The 20,513-nt window shown below is 70.5% G+C and carries 20 protein-coding genes and 2 riboswitches; of the genes, 6 read left to right on the top strand and 14 right to left on the bottom strand.

What is annotated here, in order from left to right; translation table 11 throughout:
- Positions 1-5 precede the first annotated feature (5 nt).
- From EAH76_RS05935 to cbiE, 8 genes are all read right to left on the bottom strand, one after another.
- On the bottom strand, positions 6-1,067 hold the full coding sequence (locus EAH76_RS05935; RefSeq protein WP_140849127.1) for a HoxN/HupN/NixA family nickel/cobalt transporter: 1,062 nt from the start codon (positions 1,065-1,067) through the stop codon (positions 6-8).
- A 264-nt stretch (positions 1,068-1,331) separates the two neighbouring features.
- Positions 1,332-1,570, bottom strand: a riboswitch (cobalamin riboswitch).
- Positions 1,571-1,642: 72 nt separating this feature from the next.
- Positions 1,643-2,284, bottom strand: coding sequence for a 5,6-dimethylbenzimidazole synthase (gene bluB / locus EAH76_RS05930; RefSeq protein WP_140849125.1), 642 nt, complete (start codon positions 2,282-2,284; stop codon positions 1,643-1,645).
- Positions 2,281-3,039, bottom strand: a complete 759-nt coding sequence (gene cobF, locus EAH76_RS05925; protein ID WP_140849123.1) for a precorrin-6A synthase (deacetylating) — start codon at positions 3,037-3,039, stop codon at positions 2,281-2,283. Before cobF ends, bluB begins: the two co-directional genes overlap by 4 nt.
- Entirely contained in the window at positions 3,036-3,764 is a 729-nt protein-coding gene (gene cobA / locus EAH76_RS05920) for a uroporphyrinogen-III C-methyltransferase (protein ID WP_140849121.1), read from the bottom strand. The genes cobF and cobA overlap by 4 nt, the downstream gene beginning before the upstream one ends.
- The gene (locus tag EAH76_RS05915; protein WP_140849119.1) at positions 3,761-5,068 is read right to left on the bottom strand and encodes a cobyrinate a,c-diamide synthase; all 1,308 of its coding nucleotides are present in this window, start codon (positions 5,066-5,068) and stop codon (positions 3,761-3,763) included. Before EAH76_RS05915 ends, cobA begins: the two co-directional genes overlap by 4 nt.
- A complete protein-coding gene (gene cobM / locus EAH76_RS05910) occupies positions 5,065-5,850 on the bottom strand; it encodes a precorrin-4 C(11)-methyltransferase (RefSeq protein WP_140849117.1) in 786 nt (261 codons plus the stop codon). Before cobM ends, EAH76_RS05915 begins: the two co-directional genes overlap by 4 nt.
- Positions 5,847-6,227, bottom strand: a complete 381-nt coding sequence (locus EAH76_RS05905; RefSeq protein ID WP_241659571.1) for a cobalamin biosynthesis protein — start codon at positions 6,225-6,227, stop codon at positions 5,847-5,849. Before EAH76_RS05905 ends, cobM begins: the two co-directional genes overlap by 4 nt.
- Complete coding sequence (cbiE, locus tag EAH76_RS05900; protein WP_140849115.1) at positions 6,209-7,417, bottom strand: precorrin-6y C5,15-methyltransferase (decarboxylating) subunit CbiE; 1,209 nt, start codon at positions 7,415-7,417, stop codon at positions 6,209-6,211. The genes EAH76_RS05905 and cbiE overlap by 19 nt, the downstream gene beginning before the upstream one ends.
- Here cbiE and EAH76_RS05895 point away from each other — a divergent pair.
- On the top strand, positions 7,416-8,165 hold the full coding sequence (locus EAH76_RS05895; RefSeq protein WP_140849113.1) for a cobalt-precorrin-6A reductase: 750 nt from the start codon (positions 7,416-7,418) through the stop codon (positions 8,163-8,165). The genes cbiE and EAH76_RS05895 overlap by 2 nt on opposite strands.
- Here the strand turns inward: EAH76_RS05895 and cobJ are convergent.
- From cobJ to cobW, 6 genes are read right to left on the bottom strand one after another with little or no spacing between them, the layout of a single operon-like run.
- On the bottom strand, positions 8,141-8,884 hold the full coding sequence (cobJ, locus tag EAH76_RS05890; protein ID WP_140849111.1) for a precorrin-3B C(17)-methyltransferase: 744 nt from the start codon (positions 8,882-8,884) through the stop codon (positions 8,141-8,143). The genes EAH76_RS05895 and cobJ overlap by 25 nt on opposite strands.
- Positions 8,881-9,606 (bottom strand): precorrin-2 C(20)-methyltransferase, encoded by a 726-nt coding sequence (cobI, locus tag EAH76_RS05885; protein WP_140849109.1) that lies wholly within the window; start codon positions 9,604-9,606, stop codon positions 8,881-8,883. Before cobI ends, cobJ begins: the two co-directional genes overlap by 4 nt.
- Positions 9,603-10,232: a precorrin-8X methylmutase gene (locus EAH76_RS05880; protein ID WP_140849107.1), complete on the bottom strand. Its 630-nt coding sequence runs from the start codon at positions 10,230-10,232 to the stop codon at positions 9,603-9,605. The genes cobI and EAH76_RS05880 overlap by 4 nt, the downstream gene beginning before the upstream one ends.
- Positions 10,232-11,335, bottom strand: a complete 1,104-nt coding sequence (locus tag EAH76_RS05875) for a cobalamin biosynthesis protein CobG (protein WP_140849105.1) — start codon at positions 11,333-11,335, stop codon at positions 10,232-10,234. Before EAH76_RS05875 ends, EAH76_RS05880 begins: the two co-directional genes overlap by 1 nt.
- Positions 11,332-14,604 carry a cobaltochelatase subunit CobN gene (cobN, locus tag EAH76_RS05870; protein ID WP_140849103.1) on the bottom strand — a complete coding sequence of 1,091 codons (3,273 nt, stop codon included), beginning with the start codon at positions 14,602-14,604 and terminating at the stop codon, positions 11,332-11,334. The genes EAH76_RS05875 and cobN overlap by 4 nt, the downstream gene beginning before the upstream one ends.
- Positions 14,605-14,611: 7 nt before the next feature.
- The gene (cobW, locus tag EAH76_RS05865) at positions 14,612-15,649 is read right to left on the bottom strand and encodes a cobalamin biosynthesis protein CobW (protein WP_140849101.1); all 1,038 of its coding nucleotides are present in this window, start codon (positions 15,647-15,649) and stop codon (positions 14,612-14,614) included.
- A gap of 171 nt (positions 15,650-15,820) precedes the next feature.
- A riboswitch (cobalamin riboswitch) is annotated at positions 15,821-16,047 on the bottom strand.
- A gap of 235 nt (positions 16,048-16,282) precedes the next feature.
- On the opposite strand from cobW, the gene EAH76_RS05860 reads away from it, so the two are divergent.
- The 5 genes from EAH76_RS05860 (at position 16,283) to EAH76_RS23890 (ending at position 20,468) form a co-directional block, all read left to right on the top strand.
- Positions 16,283-17,959 (top strand): chloride channel protein, encoded by a 1,677-nt coding sequence (locus tag EAH76_RS05860; RefSeq protein ID WP_140850381.1) that lies wholly within the window; start codon positions 16,283-16,285, stop codon positions 17,957-17,959.
- A gap of 58 nt (positions 17,960-18,017) precedes the next feature.
- The gene (locus EAH76_RS05855; protein WP_140849099.1) at positions 18,018-18,572 is read left to right on the top strand and encodes a YkgJ family cysteine cluster protein; all 555 of its coding nucleotides are present in this window, start codon (positions 18,018-18,020) and stop codon (positions 18,570-18,572) included.
- A 91-nt stretch (positions 18,573-18,663) separates the two neighbouring features.
- Positions 18,664-19,722, top strand: coding sequence for a phosphatidylinositol-specific phospholipase C1-like protein (locus tag EAH76_RS05850; RefSeq protein ID WP_161988976.1), 1,059 nt, complete (start codon positions 18,664-18,666; stop codon positions 19,720-19,722).
- Positions 19,719-20,327, top strand: a complete 609-nt coding sequence (locus EAH76_RS05845; RefSeq protein ID WP_140849095.1) for an acid phosphatase — start codon at positions 19,719-19,721, stop codon at positions 20,325-20,327. Before EAH76_RS05850 ends, EAH76_RS05845 begins: the two co-directional genes overlap by 4 nt.
- Entirely contained in the window at positions 20,328-20,468 is a 141-nt protein-coding gene (locus EAH76_RS23890) for a hypothetical protein (protein ID WP_161988975.1), read from the top strand.
- The last annotated feature ends 45 nt before the right edge of the window (positions 20,469-20,513 follow it).

The following is a 20,513-nucleotide window of genomic DNA, read 5'->3' as shown; positions in this document are numbered from 1 at the left end:
CCTCGCTATGGGGCGAGCGCGGAGGGCGGCTCGCGGACCGCGATCTCGTCGAAGCGCATCCAGCGATAGATCAGGAAGCTGACGATCCAGGCGCTTGCGAACAGCCCGATGATCCAGAAGCCGAGCAGATTGAGATGGCTGCCCAGGCCGGTCGCCACGTCCCATACGCCGCCCGACAAATTGAGCTTGTCGGCCAGCAGGGCAGCGGTCTCGATCCCGCCGATCATCACCGCGACCAGCGCCGACACCGCGGTGATCGTGACATTGTAATAGAGCTTCCGGATCGGGCGGACGAACGCCCATTCATACGCGCCGAGCATGAGGATCGCGTCGGCGGTATCGACCAGCGCCATCCCGACCGCGAACAGCGCGGGGAACACCAGCACCGCGGCAAACGAGAAACCATGCGCCGCCTGCGCGGTCGACAGGCCGAGGATCGCGACTTCGGTCGCGGTGTCGAAGCCCAGCCCGAACAGGAAGCCGAGCGGCGCCATGTGCCACGGCCGCGTGATCAAGCGGAACAACGGCCGGAACAGGCGGGAGAGGGGCCCTTTGCCGGCGAGCAGCACGTCGAGATCGTCGGCGTCATAGCTGCCGCCGTCGCGCACATGGCGGAAGGTCTTCCAGACCGAGCGCAGGATGACGAGGTTGATCGCCGCGATCGCGAAGAGGAAGCCGGCAGAGAAGATCGTCGCGATGACGCTGCCTGCCGCCTTGAGCGTCTCGAACTGCGCGAGCGCGTTGGCGGTGGCGGCGATCGCGACCGAGGCGATCAGGATCACCGCGCTGTGGCCGATCGCGAACCACAGGCCGACGCTGATCGGCCGCGTGCCGTCCTGCATCAGCTTGCGCGTGACGTTGTCGATCGCGGCGATGTGATCGGCATCGACCGCGTGGCGAAGGCCCAGCGTCCAGGCGAGCAGCGCGGTGCCGAGCATCGCGGGGGCGGCGTGGAACAGGCTGCCGGCCCAGATCCACGCGCCGATATTCGCCGCGAGCAGCAGCGTGAACAAGGCGATGATGCGCGCCCGGAGGCGGCGCCCGCGATGGGGCTCGCGCGCCGTCATCGGACGGTTCCCGACGTCGAGGCGCGGCCGGCAGCTCGCTGGCTTGACCCATAATGGTGCGCGGTCGTTACCCAATCCGCGCAGAACGATCGAAATCGCATGAAAAGTCCCCCGGCGTCGGACGAAACCGGCGGGCCTTCCGTGTCAACGGCGGCAGTCGTGTCGTTCGGACGCCATCGCGACCGGCACGCCTGCTCGTGCGGCCCCCCGCACCTTCGTCGCTCGACGGACTTCACCGTGCCGCGGCCATCCCCTGGACCAAGGCAAGAGCGACCCACGCCGGCAGGTCTCCTGGCTCACGGGTCACCGCCTCGCTGCACGGCCTTCCCAGGGCGATCACGCAAGCGTGTCCGTCCCAGTGGCTGCTCCCGTCCGAAGGACCTGGAGCGATGTGCAGCGCGCTCGCCGCTTACAGTTGCAGGGACAGCCTCGGTTTTGGGGCAAGCCCCGCACCGCGTTCCCTTTTAAGTCCCTTGCGGGACACCAGCGTAGTCACGAGACGGGCGATCCTGGGACCGTTCGCCTCGATGGATGGCGTATCGAAACGACCGCGCGCGAGCAAGCGCGCATCGGCGTCAGCGTTCGAACAGGCGATCGGCGAGCGGCTCGCGTGCCTGCCAGTCGCGGCGTTCGAGCTCGGGGATGTCCGAGGGGGCAAGCGGCGTGCCGAGGCACAGCAAGGCGACGAACGACCAGGTCTCGGGCACGTCGAGCATCGCCGTGACCGCGTCGGCATCGAGGATCGACACCCAGCCGAGGCCGTAGCCGCGCGCATGCGCCGCCAGCCAGAGCGTGTGGATCGCGGTGACGGTGGAGTCGCGCAACGTCTCGGCAATCGTCGCGCGGCCGAGGCCGTGGCCGGCCAGCGGATCGAGCTCGTTGAACACCGCGAGGATCTCGGGGGCTTCGCGCAGACCGTGGAGCTTCAGCGTCGAATAGTGCGCGCGGCGCGCCGGATCGGCGAGACGATCGGCCGCGGCGTGGCTGGCCGTATCGACATGCTCGGCAAGATGGCCGCGCAACGCCTGCGAGCGGATGCGGACGATCCGCCAGGGCTGCGCATTGCCGACCGACGGCGCCAAGGCGACCGTGGCGAGCAGGTCGTGCAGGTCGCGCTCGGGGATCGGCCGCGTGTCGAAATGCCGGACGTCGCGCCGCCAGCGGAACAGGTCGTCCAGGCGCGCGATGAACGCGGCATCGAAGACCGGTGGCGTCATGGCCGAGCTGGCCGGCGCAGCAGGTAGATGTCCATGATCCAGCCATGTTCGGCCCGCAACGCCGCACGGCGCTCCACGATCTCGTCGGCGACGTCGGCAAGCGAGCCGGCGATCAGCGCCTCGTGCGGCATGCCGAGATATGCGCCCCACCAGATCGCGACACCCTGCGGCGCCAGCGTGGTGAAGCTACAATCACCGTCGAGCATCACCGCGACACTGTCGGCCGCCTCGGGCCAGCCATGATCGCGCAGCCGTCGACCGGTGGTGATGACCACCGGCGCGCCGAGCAAGTTGAGCGGGATCGCATGCGCGGCGGTCAGCGCCTGCAGGCTGGTGATGCCGGGGATGACCCGTACGTGCAGCGCCATGCCGTCGGCGCGCAGCCGATCGGCGATGCGCAGTGTGCTGTCGTAGAGCGAAGGATCGCCCCAGACGAGCAACGCGAGCCGACCGCCCTGCGGCAGATGCTCGGCGATCTGCGCCGCCCAGGTCGCGGCGATCGCATCGTGCCAATCGCCCACCGCGGCGAGATACGCGCCGGTCGCCGCGCGGACCGGCAGGTCGAACTCGACGATTCGCACCGGCCGCGTCAGCGCGGTGGCGCAGAGCGTGCGGCGAAGGTCGATCAGGTCCGACTTGGCGTCGCCCTTGCGCGGCAGCAGGATCAGGTCAGCGGCGTTCATCGCCGCTTCCGCCTGGCGCGTGAGGTGATCGGCATTGCCCGTGCCGATGCCGATCAGATCGAGATCGATCACGGCGCCTCCTCCTCCATCAGCGGGCCGTAGAGGATCAGCGCCGGCGCGGTGCCGATGTCGGTCGCGAGGCTTTCCGCGAGCGCGGCGATCGTCGAGCGGATTAGCCGCTGGTCGGGATGCCCGACATTTTCCGCGAGCAACGCGGGGGTGGTTGGCGGCAGGCCGTGCTCGACGAGGCGCGCGACGAGCGCGGCGAAAGTCCGCTTGGGCATGAAGATCACCGTGGTCGCCTCGGCATCGGCGAGCGCTGCCATGTTGAGCGCGCCGGGCAGGCCGCCGGTGACGTCATGCCCGGTGACGAACTGCACCCGCCGCGCGCTGAGCCGGCGAGTCAGCGGGATCGCCGCCGCGGCGGCCGCGGCCGAGGCGGAGGTGACGCCGGGGACGATCTCGAACGCGATCCCGGCGGCACGGAGCGCGATGATCTCTTCCTCGAGCCGACCGAAGATCGCGGGGTCGCCCGACTTCAGCCGGACGACGCGCGCGCCGGTCGCGGCATGATCGATCAGCAGTTGCGAAACATGCGCCTGGCTCGGCGAGGCGCGCCCGGCGCGCTTGCCGACCGCGACGAGCTCGGCGCCCGGGCGGATATGGCCGAGCAGCGGACCCGAGGAGAGATCGTCGAACAGCACGACATCGGCCGCCTGCAGCCGCGCGACGGCTTTCAGCGTCAGCAGTTCGGGATCGCCCGGGCCCGATCCGACAAAGGAGACGAAGCCCGTCATTGCGCGGGCGCGATCAGGTGGAAGAAGGTGCCAGAGACGCGCCCGCGATACGATCCGGATTCGGCGATGGACTTGCCCTCGGCATCGACGACATGCGCGAGCGCGGCATCGGGCTGGTCGAGGATCGTCGAATAATGGAACTCGTGGCCACGCAGCGCCGTGCCGCCGGGCAGCCCGGCCATCGGCGCGAGCAGCGTGGCATGGCGATAGCCGAGATGCATTTTGCGTTTCGCATAGCTGGTCACGAGCCCGAGCAGCCCCGCCATCCGGTGACTGGTCCCGTCGGCGTCGATCAGCGCCTCGCCGAGCGCCATATAGCCGCCGCACTCGCCATGGATTGCGCGGGTGCGGGCATGCTCGGCAAGGCCGGCGTGGAAGGTCGAAGCGGCGGCGAGGCGACCGGCATGGAGTTCGGGATAGCCGCCGGGCAGCCAGACGAGGTCCGCGCTGGCATCGGGCGCCTGATCGGCGAGTGGCGAGAAGGGCAGGATCTCCGCACCGGCGTTACGCCACGCATCGAGGATATGCGGGTAAGTGAACGAAAAGGCGGCATCTTGTGCGAGCGCGATGCGCTGCGCGGGCGGCGCGAAACGCCAGGCTTCGGCGGCAGTGTCGGGCTTGGCGCTGGCGGCGTCGCGCAGGGCGGCGAGATCGACATGCTCGCGCAGGAAGGTCGCATACTGCGCGATGCGCGCGTCGAGATCGGCATGTTCGCCGGCCTGTACCAGGCCGAGATGCCGCTCGGGCAGCGTGAGGTCGGTCCGGCGCGGCAGCGCGCCGAACACGCGAATGCCTGCCGCTTCCATCCCGCTGCGCGCGAGCCGGTCGTGGCGCGGGCTCGCCACGCGGTTGAGGATCACGCCCGCGATCCGCAAATCGGGATCGTAGCGCGAGAAGCCGAGCGCGGTGGCGGCGGCGGATTGCGCCTGGCCCGATACGTCGATGACGAGCACGACCGGCCATCCCATCCGCCGCGCGACGTCGGCGCTCGCGCCGTTGCCCGTCGCGCCTGCCGCCGCGACGCCGTCGAACAGCCCCATCGATCCCTCGGCCAGCACGAGATCGGCGTCGCGCGCGCTGGCGGCGAGGCTGTGGAGCATCGGCTCGGGCATCGCCCAGCTGTCGAGGTTGAACGATCGCCGACCGCTCGCCGCATGGTGGAAGGCGGGATCGATATAGTCGGGGCCGCTCTTGAACGGCTGGACGTTCAAGCCGTCGTCGCGCAGCGCCCGGAGCAGGCCGAGCATCACTGTCGTCTTGCCGGTGCCCGAGGCGGGCGCGGCGATCATCAGGCCGGGCATCATGCCTTGGACTCGCTGAAGGGGGAGGTGGCGCTCGGCGGGCGGAAGCGGCGGTCGTAGCCGGGGGCGTAGAGGCTGCTCTCGACGAAATCGTCCGCCGCGAGCACGGGGCCGACGAGGATCAGCGCGGTGCGTTCGGGGCCATCCGCCGCCGCCGCGGCGATCGTCGCGAGCGTCGCGCGGACGATCCGCTCGTCGGGCCAGCTCGCGCGCCACACGATCGCGACCGGGCACTCCGGCCCGTACGCGGGGAGCAGGTCCGCGACTACGCGATCAAGCGCGTGGATCGACAGATGGATCGCGAGCGTCGCGCCGGTTGTGGCGAAGGTGGTCAGGCGCTCGGCAGGCGGCATCGTGCTCGCGCGGCCGGGGGTGCGGGTCAGCACGACCGATTGCGTCAGGCCGGGCAGCGTCAGCTCGGCCTCGAGCGCGGCAGCGGCGGCGGCGAAGGCGGGGACGCCCGGCGTGATCGTGAACGGAATGTCGAGCGCGCGCAGCCGGCGGAGTTGCTCGCCCATTGCCGACCAGATCGACAGATCGCCCGAATGGAGCCGCGCGACGTCCTGGCCCGCCGCATCCGCCGCCGCGATCTCGGCGATGATCGCGTCGAGCGACAACGGCGCGGTGTTCACGATCCGCGCGCCCGGCGGACAATGGTCGAGCAATGCCTGCGGGACAAGCGAGCCGGCATAGAGGCAGACCGGCGACCCGGCGATGCGGTCACGCCCGCGCAGCGTCAGCAGGTCGGGCGCGCCGGGGCCGGCGCCGATAAAATGGACGGTCATGGATCGAGTCTTTCGGCGATGGCGCAACTGGCCATGCGGTCGGGGGAGATATGGCGATGCGCGATCAGGCGTGCGCCGGGGCCCGCCGCGGCGAGCGCGGCGGCTTCGGCGACGCTGCCCGTGCCGCGCGCGGCGAGGCTGGCGGGGGATTGGGTCGGGGTCGGCGTGGCGCGCAACGCTTGGGGTGCAACGCCGATCAGCGGGATGTCGAGGGTTTCGGCGAGCGTGGCGAGCAGCGCGGTCTTGTCGGCCGGTGCCGCGAGCGCGGTGACGGGCGGGTGCCCGGCGCGCGCAAGGTCTAGTGCGGCGAACAGCGAGTCCGTGCACGCGCCTGTTCGATAGCCGAATCCGGCGACGATCACAGCGTCACGCTCCACTGCACGATGGGATAGTTCGATCGCCAACCGCGCCGCGTGCCGATCGGGGCGGCCCGCGCGAGCTCGATCCGCAACAGATCGCCGCCTTTGTCCCGTTGCCAGTTTGCAAGCAGCGCCTCGGATTCGAGCGTGACGGCATTGGCGACCAGCCTCGTACCGGCTGGCAGATGCTGCCACAGCCACGCGAGCAAGGCGTCGGACAGCCCGCCGCCGATCACGACCGCATCGGGGATCGTCTGGTCGATGAGCATCTCGGGCGCGCGACCTTCGATCACCCGCAGCCGATCCATCCCGAGCGCGGCGGCATTGTCGCGCGCGCGAGCGGCACGAGTCGGGTCGGCTTCGAACGCCAGCGCGCGCATCGATGGGGCGCAGAGCAGCCATTCGATCGCGATCGACCCCGATCCCGCGCCGATGTCCCACAGCAATTCGCCCGGACGGGGAGCGAGCGCCGAGAGCGTAAGCGCGCGGACCGGTTGCTTGGTGATCTGCCCGTCATGCGCAAACCAGTCGTCCGGTCGGCCGCTGGCGCCTGGCAGTACCGCGCCCTCGCCAGCGACCTCGATTGCGACAGCGACCGGGTGCTGGATGTCAGCGAACGCTCCGGATGAAGCGCTGGTCTGGCGGACGCGTTCACGCGGACCGCCGAGCGCCTCAAGGATCCACAGCGCGCTGTCGCCAAAACCGCTTTCGGTCAGATAGTCCGCCAGCCCAGCGACCGCTCCGCCATCGCGAACCGTAACGATCGCGCGGCGACCGGGCGCGAGATGCTGGCGCAGCCGCTGGAAGGGCGCGGCGTGGAGGCCGAGGCACTCGGTCTCCTCGATCGCCCAGCCCAGCCGCGCCGCGGCCAGCGCAAAGCTCGACGGGGCAGGGTGCGCCACCCATTCGTGCGGCGCGAGCTGCCGCGTGACGACCGATCCCCCGCCGAACCAGAACGGATCGCCCGACACGAGCATCACCACCCGGCTCCTACGCCGCGCCAGCAACGGCGCGATGCCGTCGGCGAAGGGGACCGGCCAGCATGCCGTTTCGCACCCGGGATCGGGCAGCAAGGCGAGGTGCCGAGCCGCGCCCGTCAGCCAATCGGCCTGCGCGATCGCATCGCGGCTTGCGGCGGACAGGCCTGCGGGTCCATCCTCGCCGATCCCGACGATCGTCAGCCACGGATTGCCGACACCCTCAGCCATGACGCACGTCCTGATCCTTGGCGGCACGACCGAAGCCAGCGCCCTTGCGACCGCGCTCGCCGAACGCGGCGTGCCCGCGACGTTGAGCTATGCCGGGCGCGTCGCCAGCCCGAAGCCGCAACCGGTGGCGGTGCGGGTCGGCGGTTTCGGCGGCGTCGCTGGGTTGGTGGAGTGGCTGGACGCGGAACGTGTCACCCATCTTGTCGATGCGACCCACCCCTTCGCCGCGCAGATGAGCGCGAACGCCGTCTCCGCTGCGGCGAAGGCGGGGGTTCCGCATATCGCGCTGAGCCGTCCCGGCTGGGTCGAAGAGGATGGCGATCGCTGGAGCCGCGTCGCCGATATTTCCTCGGCGGTCGCTGCCCTCGCAGGTCCGCTCCGAAACGTGATGCTCGCGCTCGGGCGAATGCATGTCGCGGCCTTCGCGGCGCAACCGCAGCATCGCTACTTGCTCCGCTTCGTCGATCCCCCGTCCGAGCCCGTTGCGCTGCGCGACTATCGGCTGGTCGTCGATCGCGGCCCCTTCACGGTTGCGGGTGATGTCGCGCTGCTGCGGGAGAATGCGATCGACCTTATCGTCTGCAAGGATGCCGGCGGGACCGGCGCGCAGGCCAAGTTGATCGCCGCGCGCAGCCTTGGCGTGCCGGTCGTGATGATCGATCGCCCGTGGCTTCCCGAACGGACCGAGGTCCACGACGTCGCCGCGGTATTGGCCTGGATCGGTCATGCCGCCGACCGCGGCGTATAGAGGAAGCGGGTCCCCGCGATCATCCGCGTGCGGCTCGATCCGACGATGACCACCGTGCGCATGTCGGCCATCTCGGCCCGGGCCTCGGGCAGTGCAACGACCTCGAGCTGCTCGTCGGGCGTCGAGACGGCGCGCGCGAAGAGCACCGGGCGCGCGTCGGCACAGGTCTCGCGCAGGATGGCGAGCGCCGAAATCAGTCCGTCGGGCCGCGCCTTCGAGCGGGGATTGTAGAAGGCGATCGCGAAATCGGCCTCCGCCGCGAGCCGCACGCGGCGGTCGATGATCGCCTGCGGCTTGAGATTGTCCGAGAGATTGATCGCGCAGAAATCGTGGCCCAGCGGTGCCCCGGCACGAGCAGCCGCGGCGAGCATCGCGGTGATGCCGGGAAGCACGCGGACATCGAGCGTCCGCCATTCGGGCGCGCCCTGCTCGATCGCCTCGAACACCGCTGCCGCCATCGCGAACACGCCGGGATCGCCCGACGACACGACCACGACGCGATGCCCCGCCAGCGCGAGGTCGAGCGCGTGCCGCGCGCGGTCGAGTTCGACGCGATTGTCGGACGGGTGCAGCGTCAGCCCGTCGCGCGGCGCGACGCGCGCGACATAGGGGATGTAGCCGATCACATCGGTCGCCTCGGCGAGCGCCGCGCTGACTTCGGGCGTCACCAGCGCGGCGTCGCCCGGCCCGAGCCCGGCAATGGCGAGCCAGCCGGTCACGGCCGCCGCCCTTGCCCGTGGATCAGCAGGATCGCGAAATAAGGGGCGACCGCGCCGGCATCGACCAGTCGCGTGACGCGCTGGTCGGGCATCGCGGCATGTTCGACCAGCCAGGCGGCATCCTCGCGCCCCGCGGCGGCGACCGCGCGGCGCAATTTGCCGAGGTGGCGGCCGATCTTCATCACCACCAGCGCATCGGTATCGCGGATGCGGCGCGCGAGCTCGGCCTCGGGCATTGTCGCGGTCAGCACGGTCAGCACGTCATCGCCCCAGGTGATCGGTCGCGCGCTGGCGGTCCACGCGCCCGACATGCCGGTGATGCCCGGGACGACCTGGACCGGCACGATTCCGGTCAGGCGGCTGTGGAGGTGCATGAACGACCCGTAGAAGAACGGATCGCCCTCGCACAGCACGACGACATCCGCGCCGCCCTGCGCCAGCGTCGCGAGGTGTCGCGCGCACTCGGCGTAGAAGCCGCTCAGCTGTGCGTTGTAGCGCGGGTCGGCGAGCGGGATCTCGGTGGTGACGGGATATTCCATCGCGAATTCGACCGCGTCGTCGCGCAGCATCCCCTCGACGATGCGCCGCGCATGGCCGGGGCGCCCGGCCTTGCGGAAGAAGGCGATATGCGCTGCGCCGCGCACCAGCCGATCGGCGCGCACGCTCATCAGATCCTGCGCGCCGGGGCCGAGGCCGACGCCGTGGATGGTGCCGCTGGTCATTCGGTGCGGCTCGCCAGCGCGTTGATCGCGGCGACGGTGATCGCGCTGCCGCCCATCCGCCCCTCGACGATGACGCATGGCACCGGCTGTTCCGCCCATAACGCGGCCTTCGACTCCATCGCCCCGACAAAGCCGACGGGGCAGCCGATGATCGCGGCGGGACGCGGGCAGGCCGGGTCTTCGAGCATGTTGAGCAGATGGAACAGGGCGGTCGGCGCATTGCCGATCGCGACCAGCGCGCCGGCGAGATGCGGGCGCCACAGTTCGAGCGCGGCGGCCGAGCGTGTGTTGCCCATCGCGCGGGCGAGCTCGGGTGTCTCGGGCGCGTGGAGCGTGCAGATCACGGGATTGTCGGCGGGGAGGCGGGCGCGGGTGATCCCTTCGGTCACCATACGCGCGTCGCACAGGATCGGCGCGCCGGCTTGGAGCGCCGCCCGCGCGGCGCTGGCGAAGCCGGGCGAGAAGCGGATGTGGGCTGCGAGGTCGACCAGCCCGGCGGCGTGGATCATCCGCACCGCGACGGGTTCCTCGTCGCGGTCGAAGCGTGACAGCGCGGCTTCGGCGCGGATCGTGGCGAACGACTGGCGATAGATTGCGGCGCCATCGGTCTCATAGACATGCGGCATCAGGCGGCTCCGAAATGGTCGAGGATTTGGGCCGCGTCGAGGCCCGCGTGCGCCGGTGGCGCCCCGGCGCGGGCATGGAACGCGAGGTCGTAGCGCCCGTCGCGGCCGGTCAGCACGACGGAAGCGGGGGCGGCGCGCGCGCAGCCCTTGGCGCACCCCGAGACGTGGAGATGCCCGGCGATGAACGGGGCGAGCCGGGCGGCGAGGTCGCGCGTCGCGACGCTGGCTTGCGGGCAAGCGGGTGCGCCGACACAGGCATCGGTCGCGGCGAGCGGGTCGCGGGCGGGGACGTGAGTTGCGCCTTCGATCAGCAGCAGGCGCCACGGGGTGGTGCGGACGGCGCTGGCGGGGGAGGTAGCCAGCATCGCGATGAAGGATTCGGCATCGATCCGGCCGAAGGGGAGCGGCTGCGCGGCGCCGAGTGGATGGCGGCCGGGGGCAAGCGGCGCTGCGGGCGGGGCGGGGTGGTCGTCGCCGGCGGCCCAGTCGGGGAGCGGTGCGGTATGGCGCGCCATCCGACCGGCCTCCGCGCCGCCGGTGGCGACGAACCATGTGGCGAGCGCGATCAGCGCATCGACTTCGCCGCCCGGCGCGATGGCCACCCCGGTTTCGCGGCCTTCCGCCCGCAGGATCAGGCGGCCGGTGACGGCGCGTTCGATCCGGAAATCCGCGGGCGCGCTCGTCAGCACCGGCGCAGCGCCAGCGTCGATCGCGAAGCCGACCTTGCCCGGCAACTCGGGAAGTTCTGCGAGCCGCACTTCGAGTTCGGAAGCGATGCGATGCGTGTCGTCGCCTGTCTGCCAGTCGGGCGCGACGAGGATCGCCCGGCGTGCCTCGCGCTGCGGATCGGGATCGACCAGAGCCAGGTCCACCAGCGCGGCGACAAGCGCTTGCCAACTGGAGCCGGTAGCCCCGCGAATCTGCAAATTCGCCCGGTTGGTCACGTCGATCTGGCCATTGCCGTACCGAACCGCCGCCGCGCACAGGCCGAGCATCTGCTCGCGATCGAGCCGCCCGAGCCGCGGCCGCACGCGGACCAGCAAGCCATCGCCCGCGGCCATGGGGCGCCACGCGGTCGGGCACCAGCCACGCACCGCGCTCATGCCGCGCCGTCCAGCTGAGCGAGGATCGAATTGCGTCGCGTCTGCCAGAGCCCCGCCGCGCGCAAAGCCGCAAACCGCGCCTCCATCGCCGCGAGCGCCCCCGGGTTGGCATCGGCCAGAAACGCGCGAACATCGTCGCGCGCCAGCGTCGCGTCGAAATAGAGGTCGAACGACTCAGGCGTCACCGCGCCCGCGAGATGCGCGAAGCTGCCGAGATGATCGAGCGTCGCCGCGATCTCCGCCGCGCCGCGATAGCCGTGGCGCATCATCCCGGCGATCCAGCCCGGATGCGCGGCGCGCGCACGGACGACGCGGGCGATCTCTTCGGGAAGCGGCCGCGCGCGCGGGCGATCGGGATCGGTCGCGTCGAGGTGGTAGGCCGTCGCATTCCCGCCCGTCACCGCCTGTGCGGCGGCAAAACCTGCTTCATGCGCGGCATAATCGGCGGCGAGCAGCAGGTCGGTTTCGGGCAGGTCCTGGACATGGACGAACAGATCGGCCGCAGCGACCCGCGCGCGGATTCCGTCGGAATCCGCGGGTTCGGCCTCGCCATCGAAGGCGTGCGACGATGCGGCGAGCCACGTTTCGCCCGCGGAACGGCGCGCCTCGGGCGTGTAGCTATCGACACTGTCGCCCAGGCCGACGCCGTAGCGTCCGGGTGCAGGGCCGAAGACGCGCGCAGCGGCGGGGGCACCGACGAACGGGTTGCGATCGGCAGGTTCGTCACGCGCGGCGATCGCGCGGACCGCCTGGCCGAACATCGCACACAGCGTCGGGAAAGCATCGCGGAACAGGCCGGATATGCGCAGCGTGACATCGATCCGCGGCCGGTCGAGCAGCAGCAGCGGCAGGATCTCGACCCCGGTCACGCGCTCCGACCCCATGTCCCACACGGGTTCGGCGCCGAGCAGATGCAGCGCCATCGCGAACTCCTCGCCCGCGGTGCGCATCGTCGCCGATCCCCACAGGTCGATGACGAGCGCGCGGGGATAATCGCCCTGATCCTGCAAGTGACGGCGGATCAGTTCGTCGGCGAGCCGCACGCCCTGCGCGTGCGCCGAGCGCGACGGCACCGCGCGCGGATCGGTCGTATAAAGGTTACGGCCGGTCGGCAGCACGTCGCTTCGTCCGCGCCACGGCGAGCCCGAGGGCCCGGCCGCAACGCGTCGCCCATCGAGCGCGGCGAGCAGCCCGTCGCGCTCCGCCGCGCCCTGATGGTCGCGACCGAAGACGTGGAGCCCGTCGCCGAACTGGCTGTCCTTCACATCGCAGACGAAGGTGTCGATCCGGGTGATCGCCTCGGCGTCAGAGCGTGCCGCGTCGAGGCCGAGCACCCCGTCGAGCTCGAGCGCGCGCGCCTCGTCGCGGATGTCGCCGCGCAGCCGGGAGCGCCGCGGCGGATCGAGCCCGTCGGCGTTGGAGAATTCGTCGAGCAATGCCTCGAGCCGACCGAGCCCGGCGCCACCTCCGCTGCGCTCGAGCGGCGGGGGAACATGCCCGATCGTCACCGCGCCGATGCGGCGCTTGGCCTGTGCCGCCTCGCCGGGGTCGTTGACGATGAACGGGTAGATCACCGGCAGCGCACCGGTCAGCGCCTCGGGCCAGCAGGCGTCGGACAGCGCGACCGCCTTGCCCGGCAGCCATTCCAGCGTGCCGTGTGCGCCGACATGGACCAGCGCGTGCGTGCCCCGCGCCTGCAGCCAGAGGTAGAAGGCGACGTACCCGTGGCGCGGGCAGCGCGACACATCGTGATATTCGTCCGCGCGGACTGCGGGACGTCCACGTTCGGGTTGCAGCGCGACGATGCTCTCGCCGCTGGCATAGGCGGCAAAGCGGAACTGGCCCTCGCTGACCGAAGGGTCTCCCTCGGGCTCGCCCCACGCGGAGAAGAGATCGTCGCGCAACGTGGCCGGCAGCCCGAGCAACGCCGCACGATACGCCGCGACCGGCCAGTCTAGCGTCTGGGTCGCGAGCATGACGGGAAGATCGGCGCGGCCGTGGCCGGTGGGATAGCCGGCACCAGCGAGATCCTCCAGCATCGCCGCGACCGAGGCGATCGCGTCGAGACCGACCGCATGCGCCATCTGGTGCGTCTTGCCCGGATAGGTCGAGACGACGATCGCCAGCCGCCGTTCCGCCGCCGGGGTGCGCGAGAGCGAGATCCAGCTGAGGATCCGTGCGACGATCGCGGCGATCCGCGCGGGATCGGCGCGATGCTCGCGGCGGGCGAATTGCAGGTCGGGATCGAACGGCGCGTCGTCCTTGAAGCTCGCAACGCCCGCGAACAGGCGGCCATCGACTTCGGGCAGCACGACATGCATCGCGAGATCGACCGGCGACAGCCCGCGCTGCGCCCCCGCCCAAGCCGCGCGATCCGATGTGGCGAGCGCGACCTGGAACACGGGCACGCCCGCCCCATCGAGCGGCGTGGTTCCTGTATCATCACGCGCTGAGAAAGCGGTGGCGTTGACGATCGCCGCCGGCGCGAGGGTCGCGACCCAGCGTCGCAGCCAGCCGCTCGCCTCCGGGTCCTTGAGCGACGGCGCGAACAGCGCGAGCACGTCGCAGCCGCGCGCCTCGAACGCGGCTTGCAGCGCGGCGATCGGGTCGAGATCGGCGGCGGATAGATACGATCGGTAGAAGACGATCAGGATCCGCGGCCGCGTAGCGGTGAGCGCGAACGCCGCGGGGCAGATGATTCCACGCTCCGCCTGCCATCCCCCGACGGGTGCGATCGCGCGCGCGCCATGGACCGGCCGGACATAGCAGCCCGATGCCAGCGCGAATTGCGCAAGCGCTGCCTGCGCCGCCGCGGCGCCGCCGATATCGCACAGCTGGGCGAGCCGATGCAGCGTCGAGATGGGCACCGTCGAGGCGGCCTCGAGCCGTTCGTCGCGGCGACCGTCGGCGGGGATCACCGCCAGCGCGATCCGCTCGCGCCGGGCCAGCGCCTCGACCTGCTGCAGGCCATAGGACCAATAGGCCGCGCCGCCGATTAGCCGGATCAGGATGCCCTTCGCGCCCGCCAAGGTGCGCTCGACATAGGTATCCACCGACAGCGGATGCGTCAGTTCGGCGAGATTGGCGAGCCGCACGCTCGGCAGCGCGGCATCGCCCGCATCCGCCACGGCGCTGCGCCATCCGGCCGCGAACGCGCCGAGATCGCTGTCGGAAAACGACAAGAGCACGAGATCGGCGGCGTCCTGCCCCAGATCGCGGGGCGATGCGCTCTCCTCCAACCCGTGGGTTTCGCGGAAGATGACGTGCATCGCAGCGTCAGCCCTGCAGCGCCGCCCGGATCGCTGCGGGGTCGAGCCGGTCGCGCTCGGCGATCACCACCAGGCGCGTGGCGCGGGGTTCGTCGCTGCGCCACGGCCGGTCGTAATGCGTCCGGACGCGCGCCCCGACGGCCTGGACCAGCAGCCGCATCGGCTTGCCCGCCACCGCGGCATAGCCTTTCACGCGCAGCACGTCGCCACCGCCACCGAGCGCCTCGATCCGCGCGGCGAGATCATCGGGCGCGGTTATCTCGCCGAAGTCGAGCACGATGCTGTCGAAATCATCATGCTCGTGCTCGTCCTCGCCGTCGTGATGCGACGGGCGCGCGGCGATATCGTCCTCCGCCGCGGCGCCGATGCCGAGCACGATGCGCGGATCGACGACGCCGTCGATCAGTTCGAGCACGGGCAGCGCGCGGGGCGTCTCGGCGGCGATCACCGCGCGCGCCGCGGCGATGCCGTCGGCACCGGCGAGATCGCATTTGGTGAGGAGCACCATGTCGGCGCAGGCGAGCTGATCCTCGAACACTTCGGATAGCGGGGTTTCGTGATCGATGCTCGGATCGGCGGCACGCTGCGCGTCGAGCGCCGCGAGATCGGGGGCGAAGCGCCCGGCGGCGACCGCTTCGGCATCGGCCAGCGCGATCACCCCGTCGACGGTGATCCGCGAGCGGATCGCCGGCCAGTCGAACGCCTTGAGCAGGGGCTTGGGCAAAGCGAGCCCCGAGGTTTCGATCAGGATATGGTCGGGCCGCGGATCGAGCGCGAGCAGGGTCTCGACGGTCGGGATGAAATCGTCGGCGACGGTGCAGCAGATGCAGCCATTGGCGAGTTCGACGATATTTTCCGCCGGGCAATCGGGGATCGCACAGCCCTTGAGGATATCGCCATCGACCCCGAGCGTGCCAAATTCGTTGACGATCACCGCGAGCCGACGACCGCCCGACTGGCGGATCAAATGGCTGATGAGCGTCGTCTTGCCGGCGCCGAGAAAGCCGGTGACGATGGTAACGGGAATTTTCGAGAGGTCGGACATAGGGTTTCCCACGGCGCTGGCAACGAACGGCGGGGACCTCATGTCGGTCGGCGCACGCCATTGGGTGGGGCGCCGAAAGCCCTCCGCAAGCCTACACCGATGCGGCCCCAGCCACACAGGTTCGTCGCTCAGACGGAGAACCGTGCCGCGACCAACCCCTGGGCCGAAGCAAGAGCGACCTTATCGCCGGCAGGTCTCCTGGCTTGCGGGTCGAAGCTCGGGCATCGCCTTCCCAGGAGCGCATCGCTCGATGCGCGGTCCCAGTGGCTGCTCCAGAGTGGAGCCTGACGCCGTCGCTCACCGCTTACAGTTGCAGGGACAGCCGCGGATTTGGGGCGAACCCCGCACCGCATTCCCATTCAAGCCCCTTGCGGGGCACCGGCGCGATCATCGAGAACCGAATTAGGTTCCTGCACATCCGTTTAGCTGCGCTGCGCCGGCTTGCCAATTGATCATTCGCGCGACGGCCTCCCGCTCGCACGATGCGTTGGCAGGCTGCGTTTCGCGCGCTAGGGCGCTTGGCCACCGCGTCGGCGGCTCTGGCGACGTGACCGACCCCGTCGATAAGGACGTCCGCTGCGCGCCGTGCTCCTCCTGAAATGGTTTCGCCGCCGCGTCCGCGCGAGCGAAGCGATGTTCATCGTGCTCGCGACGATCGTCGGGGCCGGGGCAGGGCTGCTGAGCGTCGTCCAGGGCGCGCTCGCGCGGAGCATCCAGCGCGTGCTTTACAATCTGCCGCCGGGCGCACGGCTCAGTGCGATGCCGTCGCTGCCGCTGATCGCGTTGCTGATGTTACCGGTCGGCGGATTGGTGCTCGCCGCTTTCTCCTGGGCGGTGCGCGCGCGGCGGCGGCGGCTGGTCGATGCGGTCGAGGCGAACGCGCTTCATGGCGGGCGGATGTCGCCCGGCGACAGCCTGGTGATCGCCGGGCAGACCGTGCTGTCGAACGGGTTCGGCGCGTCGGTCGGGCTCGAGGCGGCCTATGCGCAGCTCGGCGGGGCGCTCGCCTCGTTCGCGGGCGAGGTGTTCAACCTGCGTCGCGCCGATTTGCGCAACCTTGTCGGCGCAGGCACGGGGGCGGCGATCGGCGCGGCGTTCGGTGCGCCGCTGGCGGGCGCCTTCTATGCGTTCGAGATCGTGATCGGCGCCTATACGCCGTCGGCGCTGGCGCCGGTCGTCGCGGCGGCACTGGCGGGTACGCTCGTCGCGCAGGGGCTGGGCGCGCAGCCCTATGTCATCGACGCGGCGACGATGCCGACCGAGACGCATCACTATCTGATCTATGCCGTGCTGGGCGCGATCTGCGCGGCGCTGGGGATCTTGCTGATGCGCGCGGTCGCCTTGGTCGAGGCGGGAACGCGGCGCCTGCCGGTGGCCGACTGGGCACGGCCCGCGATCGGCGGCCTGCTGCTGATCCCGATCGCGCTGGTTTCGCCACAGGCGCTGTCGGCGGGGCATGGCGCGCTCCATGCCGATCTCGCGCTTGGCGCGCCGCTCACGCTGATCCTGCTCGTGCTGCTCGCCAAATGCGCCGCCTCGATCGTGTCGCTCGGCTTCGGCTTTCGCGGCGGGTTGTTCTTCGCTTCGCTGTTTCTGGGGACGTTGATCGGGCATCTGTTCGCCGACGGCCTGGCGATGGTGGTCGGGCACGATGTGGTCGATCCGCGCAACGCCGCCCTGGTCGGGATGGCGGCGCTCGCGGTGGCGGTGGTCGGCGGGCCGATGACGATGGCGATGGTCGTGCTGCAGGCGACGCAGGACTTCGCGCTGACCGGCGCGGTGCTGGCGGCGGCGCTGGTCTCCTCGGCGATCGTGCGCGAGACGTTTGGCTACAGCTTCTCGACCTGGCGGCTGCACCTGCGCGGCGAGACGATCAAGAGCGCGCGCGACGTCGGCTGGGTCAAGACGCTCACCGCCGGGCGGATGATGCGCCGCGGCGTCGCCGCGATGCCGGCCGACACGCCGCTTGGCGTTTTCCGTAGCCATGTGCCGCTCGGATCGTCGAGCCGCACGGTGTTGGTCGATGCCGCGGCGCACTATGCCGGGATCGTTCAGACGCCGGCGGCCTATGCCGAGGGGCTCGACCCGCAGGCGCCGGTCGGCACGCTCGCGATCAACGTCGACGCGGCTCTGACGCCGGCGATGGACATTGCCGAGGTGATGCGGCGCTTCGACGCCTCGGGCGCCGACGAGCTCGCCGTGCTCGACGACACGCGCGCGGTGCTGGGGATCGTGTCGGAATCGTTCGTCCGGCGGCGCTATGCCGAGGAATTGGAAAAGACGCAGCGCGATCTGTTCGGCGAACGCTAGCCGGGCGCGCGGATCCGCGGCTCTTGTCATCCGCCCCGGATCGCGGCACTCCCGCGGCGTGGAGACAGAGACCGACTTGGAAACCACGCTGCTCGGGCCGGTCCTCGCCGACCGGTCCTGCGGCGATTGCACGGCGTGCTGCACCGTGCTCACGGTCAATACCCCCGAATTCTCCAAACCGGCCGGGACGCCATGCATCCATCTCAGCGAGCAGGGATGCGGGATCCATGCCGTGCGTCCGCGGATCTGCCGGACCTGGTTCTGTGCGTGGCGGCGCGTCGCGGCGATGCCCGAGGGTGCGCGGCCCGATCGATCGGGGCTGCTCGTCTCGCTCAATTTCGTCCAGCATCCGCAGAATTGCCTTGAGGGCATGTCGATCACCGTCCGCGCGCTCCCCGGGAGCGACGCGATCGCGAACGGCATGGCCGCCGCGGTGCTCGACAGCGTGTGCGATCAGCTCGTCCCCGTCTGGTTCAGCGACGGGGCGGAGAAGATGCTGATGCATCCCGACTCCGACGTCGCCCGCCATGTCCTGTCCGGCACGCCGGCGCCCGCCGACCTGCAGGACGAAGTTGCCGCGTGGCGCACACGCTATGGCGTCTTCGCAGCGTAACCGCCGCGCCGCCTGTCATCGTCCCGTAGCGATCCGCGCGTAGCGGGTGCGGGTCCGCCATCCGGCGGCGCCGGTGATGGACCCAATCTCGATGATCTTGCCTCTGCTCGCAGCGTTGCTCGCGCCGCCGCTTCCTCCCGTGCCCGTTCCGGTGCGCTCGAACGATATCAGCGTGGTCGGCACGCATAACAGCTACAAGCTGGCGATGCCGGCAGCGACGATGGTCAAGCTGCGTGCGTTCGACCCGAAAATCGCCGACGCGCTCGATTATGCGCATCGCCCGCTCGTAGAACAGCTCGACGCCGGCGCGCGGCAGCTCGAGATCGACGTCAATTACGACCCCGACGGCGGCCATTATGCCAAGGGATCGAGCGACCCCAAGCTGCTGCGGCCGGGGTTCAAGGTGCTCCACATCCCCGGCATCGACAACTCCAGCAGCTGCATGCTGCTGACCGAGTGCCTGCAGCAAATCCGCAGCTGGTCGGCGCAGCATCCCGGCCATGTCCCGATCATGCTGATGTTCAACGCCAAGGACGAGAAGAACGCCGCGCGCGGCGGGATCGACGCCTTGCCCTTCACCGAAGCCGCCTATGACGCGCTCGATGCCGAGATCCGCTCGGTGATGACGCCCGCGATGCTGATCGTGCCCGACGACGTGCAGGGCCGCTATCCGACGCTGCGCGACGCGGTGCTCGCCAACCAATGGCCGACGCTCGACAAGGCGCGCGGCCGCTTCCTGTTCGCGCTTGACGAGCCGCCCGCAAAGGTCGCGGTGTATCGCGGCAAGCGCGCCTCGCTCGAGGGACGCGTGTTCTTCGTCAACACCGATGAGCAATCCCCGGCCGCCGCCTATCTGACGCTCAACGATCCGATCGCCGATGGCGCACGGATCAAGCGCGATGTCGCCGCCGGCTATCTCGTCCGCACGCGCGCCGATGCCAATACCAAGGAAGCGCGTAGCAACGACACCCGCCCGCACGACGCCGCGTTGGCGAGCGGGGCGCAATATATCTCGACCGACTATCTCTGGCCCGATCCGCGCTTTGCCGGCGGGTATCAGGTGCATCTGCCGGGCGGCGCGGTGGCGCGCTGCAATCCGGTGCGGCGTCCAGCCGGGTGCAGCGACGCCATGCTGGAACGCAAGCCGTGAGCGCCCGCCGCCTGCTGCTCGCACTGCTCGTCGGCGGCGCGCTGGTCGCCGCCGCGGAAACGCCGCAGCCTTATCTGGCGAGCGTGCCGCTGCCCGACCTGACGCGGATCCTGCCGCCGCCGCCCGCGCCGGGCTCGCCGCGCAATATCGCCGATCGCGCGCTGTTCCGCCAGACCCGCGCGCTGGAGGGGAGCAAACGCTGGCAGATCGCGACGCGCGACGTGACCGATGATCGCTTCACCACCTTCGCCTGCGCGATCGGGATGCAGCTTGACGCCAAGACCGTGCCCGCCACGCTGCGCGTCTTCGCGCTGGCCGGCGGCGGGGCGATGGTCGATCGCGTCAAGCAGGGCTATGCCACGCGCCGCCCGTATCTGACCGACGACGCGCCGATCTGCGAGCCCAAGACCGCGCATCTCGCGAGCAATGGCGATTACCCGTCGGGCCACACCACCAATGGCTGGTCAACCGCGCTGCTGCTCGCCGAACTGATGCCCGAACGCGCGACCGAGATCCTCGCGCGCGGCCGCTCTTACGGCGAGAGCCGCTATATCTGCGGGTCGCATAGCGCGAGCGCGGTCGAAGCGGGTTTCATGGCGGGATAGGTGTTGGTCGCGACGCTCCATGCCTCGCCCGAATTCCGCCGCGACATGGACTCCGCACGCGCCGAGCTCGCCGCGCTGCGGACCACCGCGTCGCCGATCCCGGCGGCGCGCTGTGCCGCCGAAGCGCGCGCGCTGCGCTGAGTCGCGACTGTCATGCGGGCTTCATGCAGCAGAGCTAAGCGCATG

Source organism: Sphingomonas glacialis (genome assembly GCF_006439055.1).
Classification (GTDB): Bacteria; Pseudomonadota; Alphaproteobacteria; order Sphingomonadales; family Sphingomonadaceae; genus Sphingomonas; species Sphingomonas glacialis_A.
This window is presented reverse-complemented; position numbering and strand designations above follow the sequence as displayed.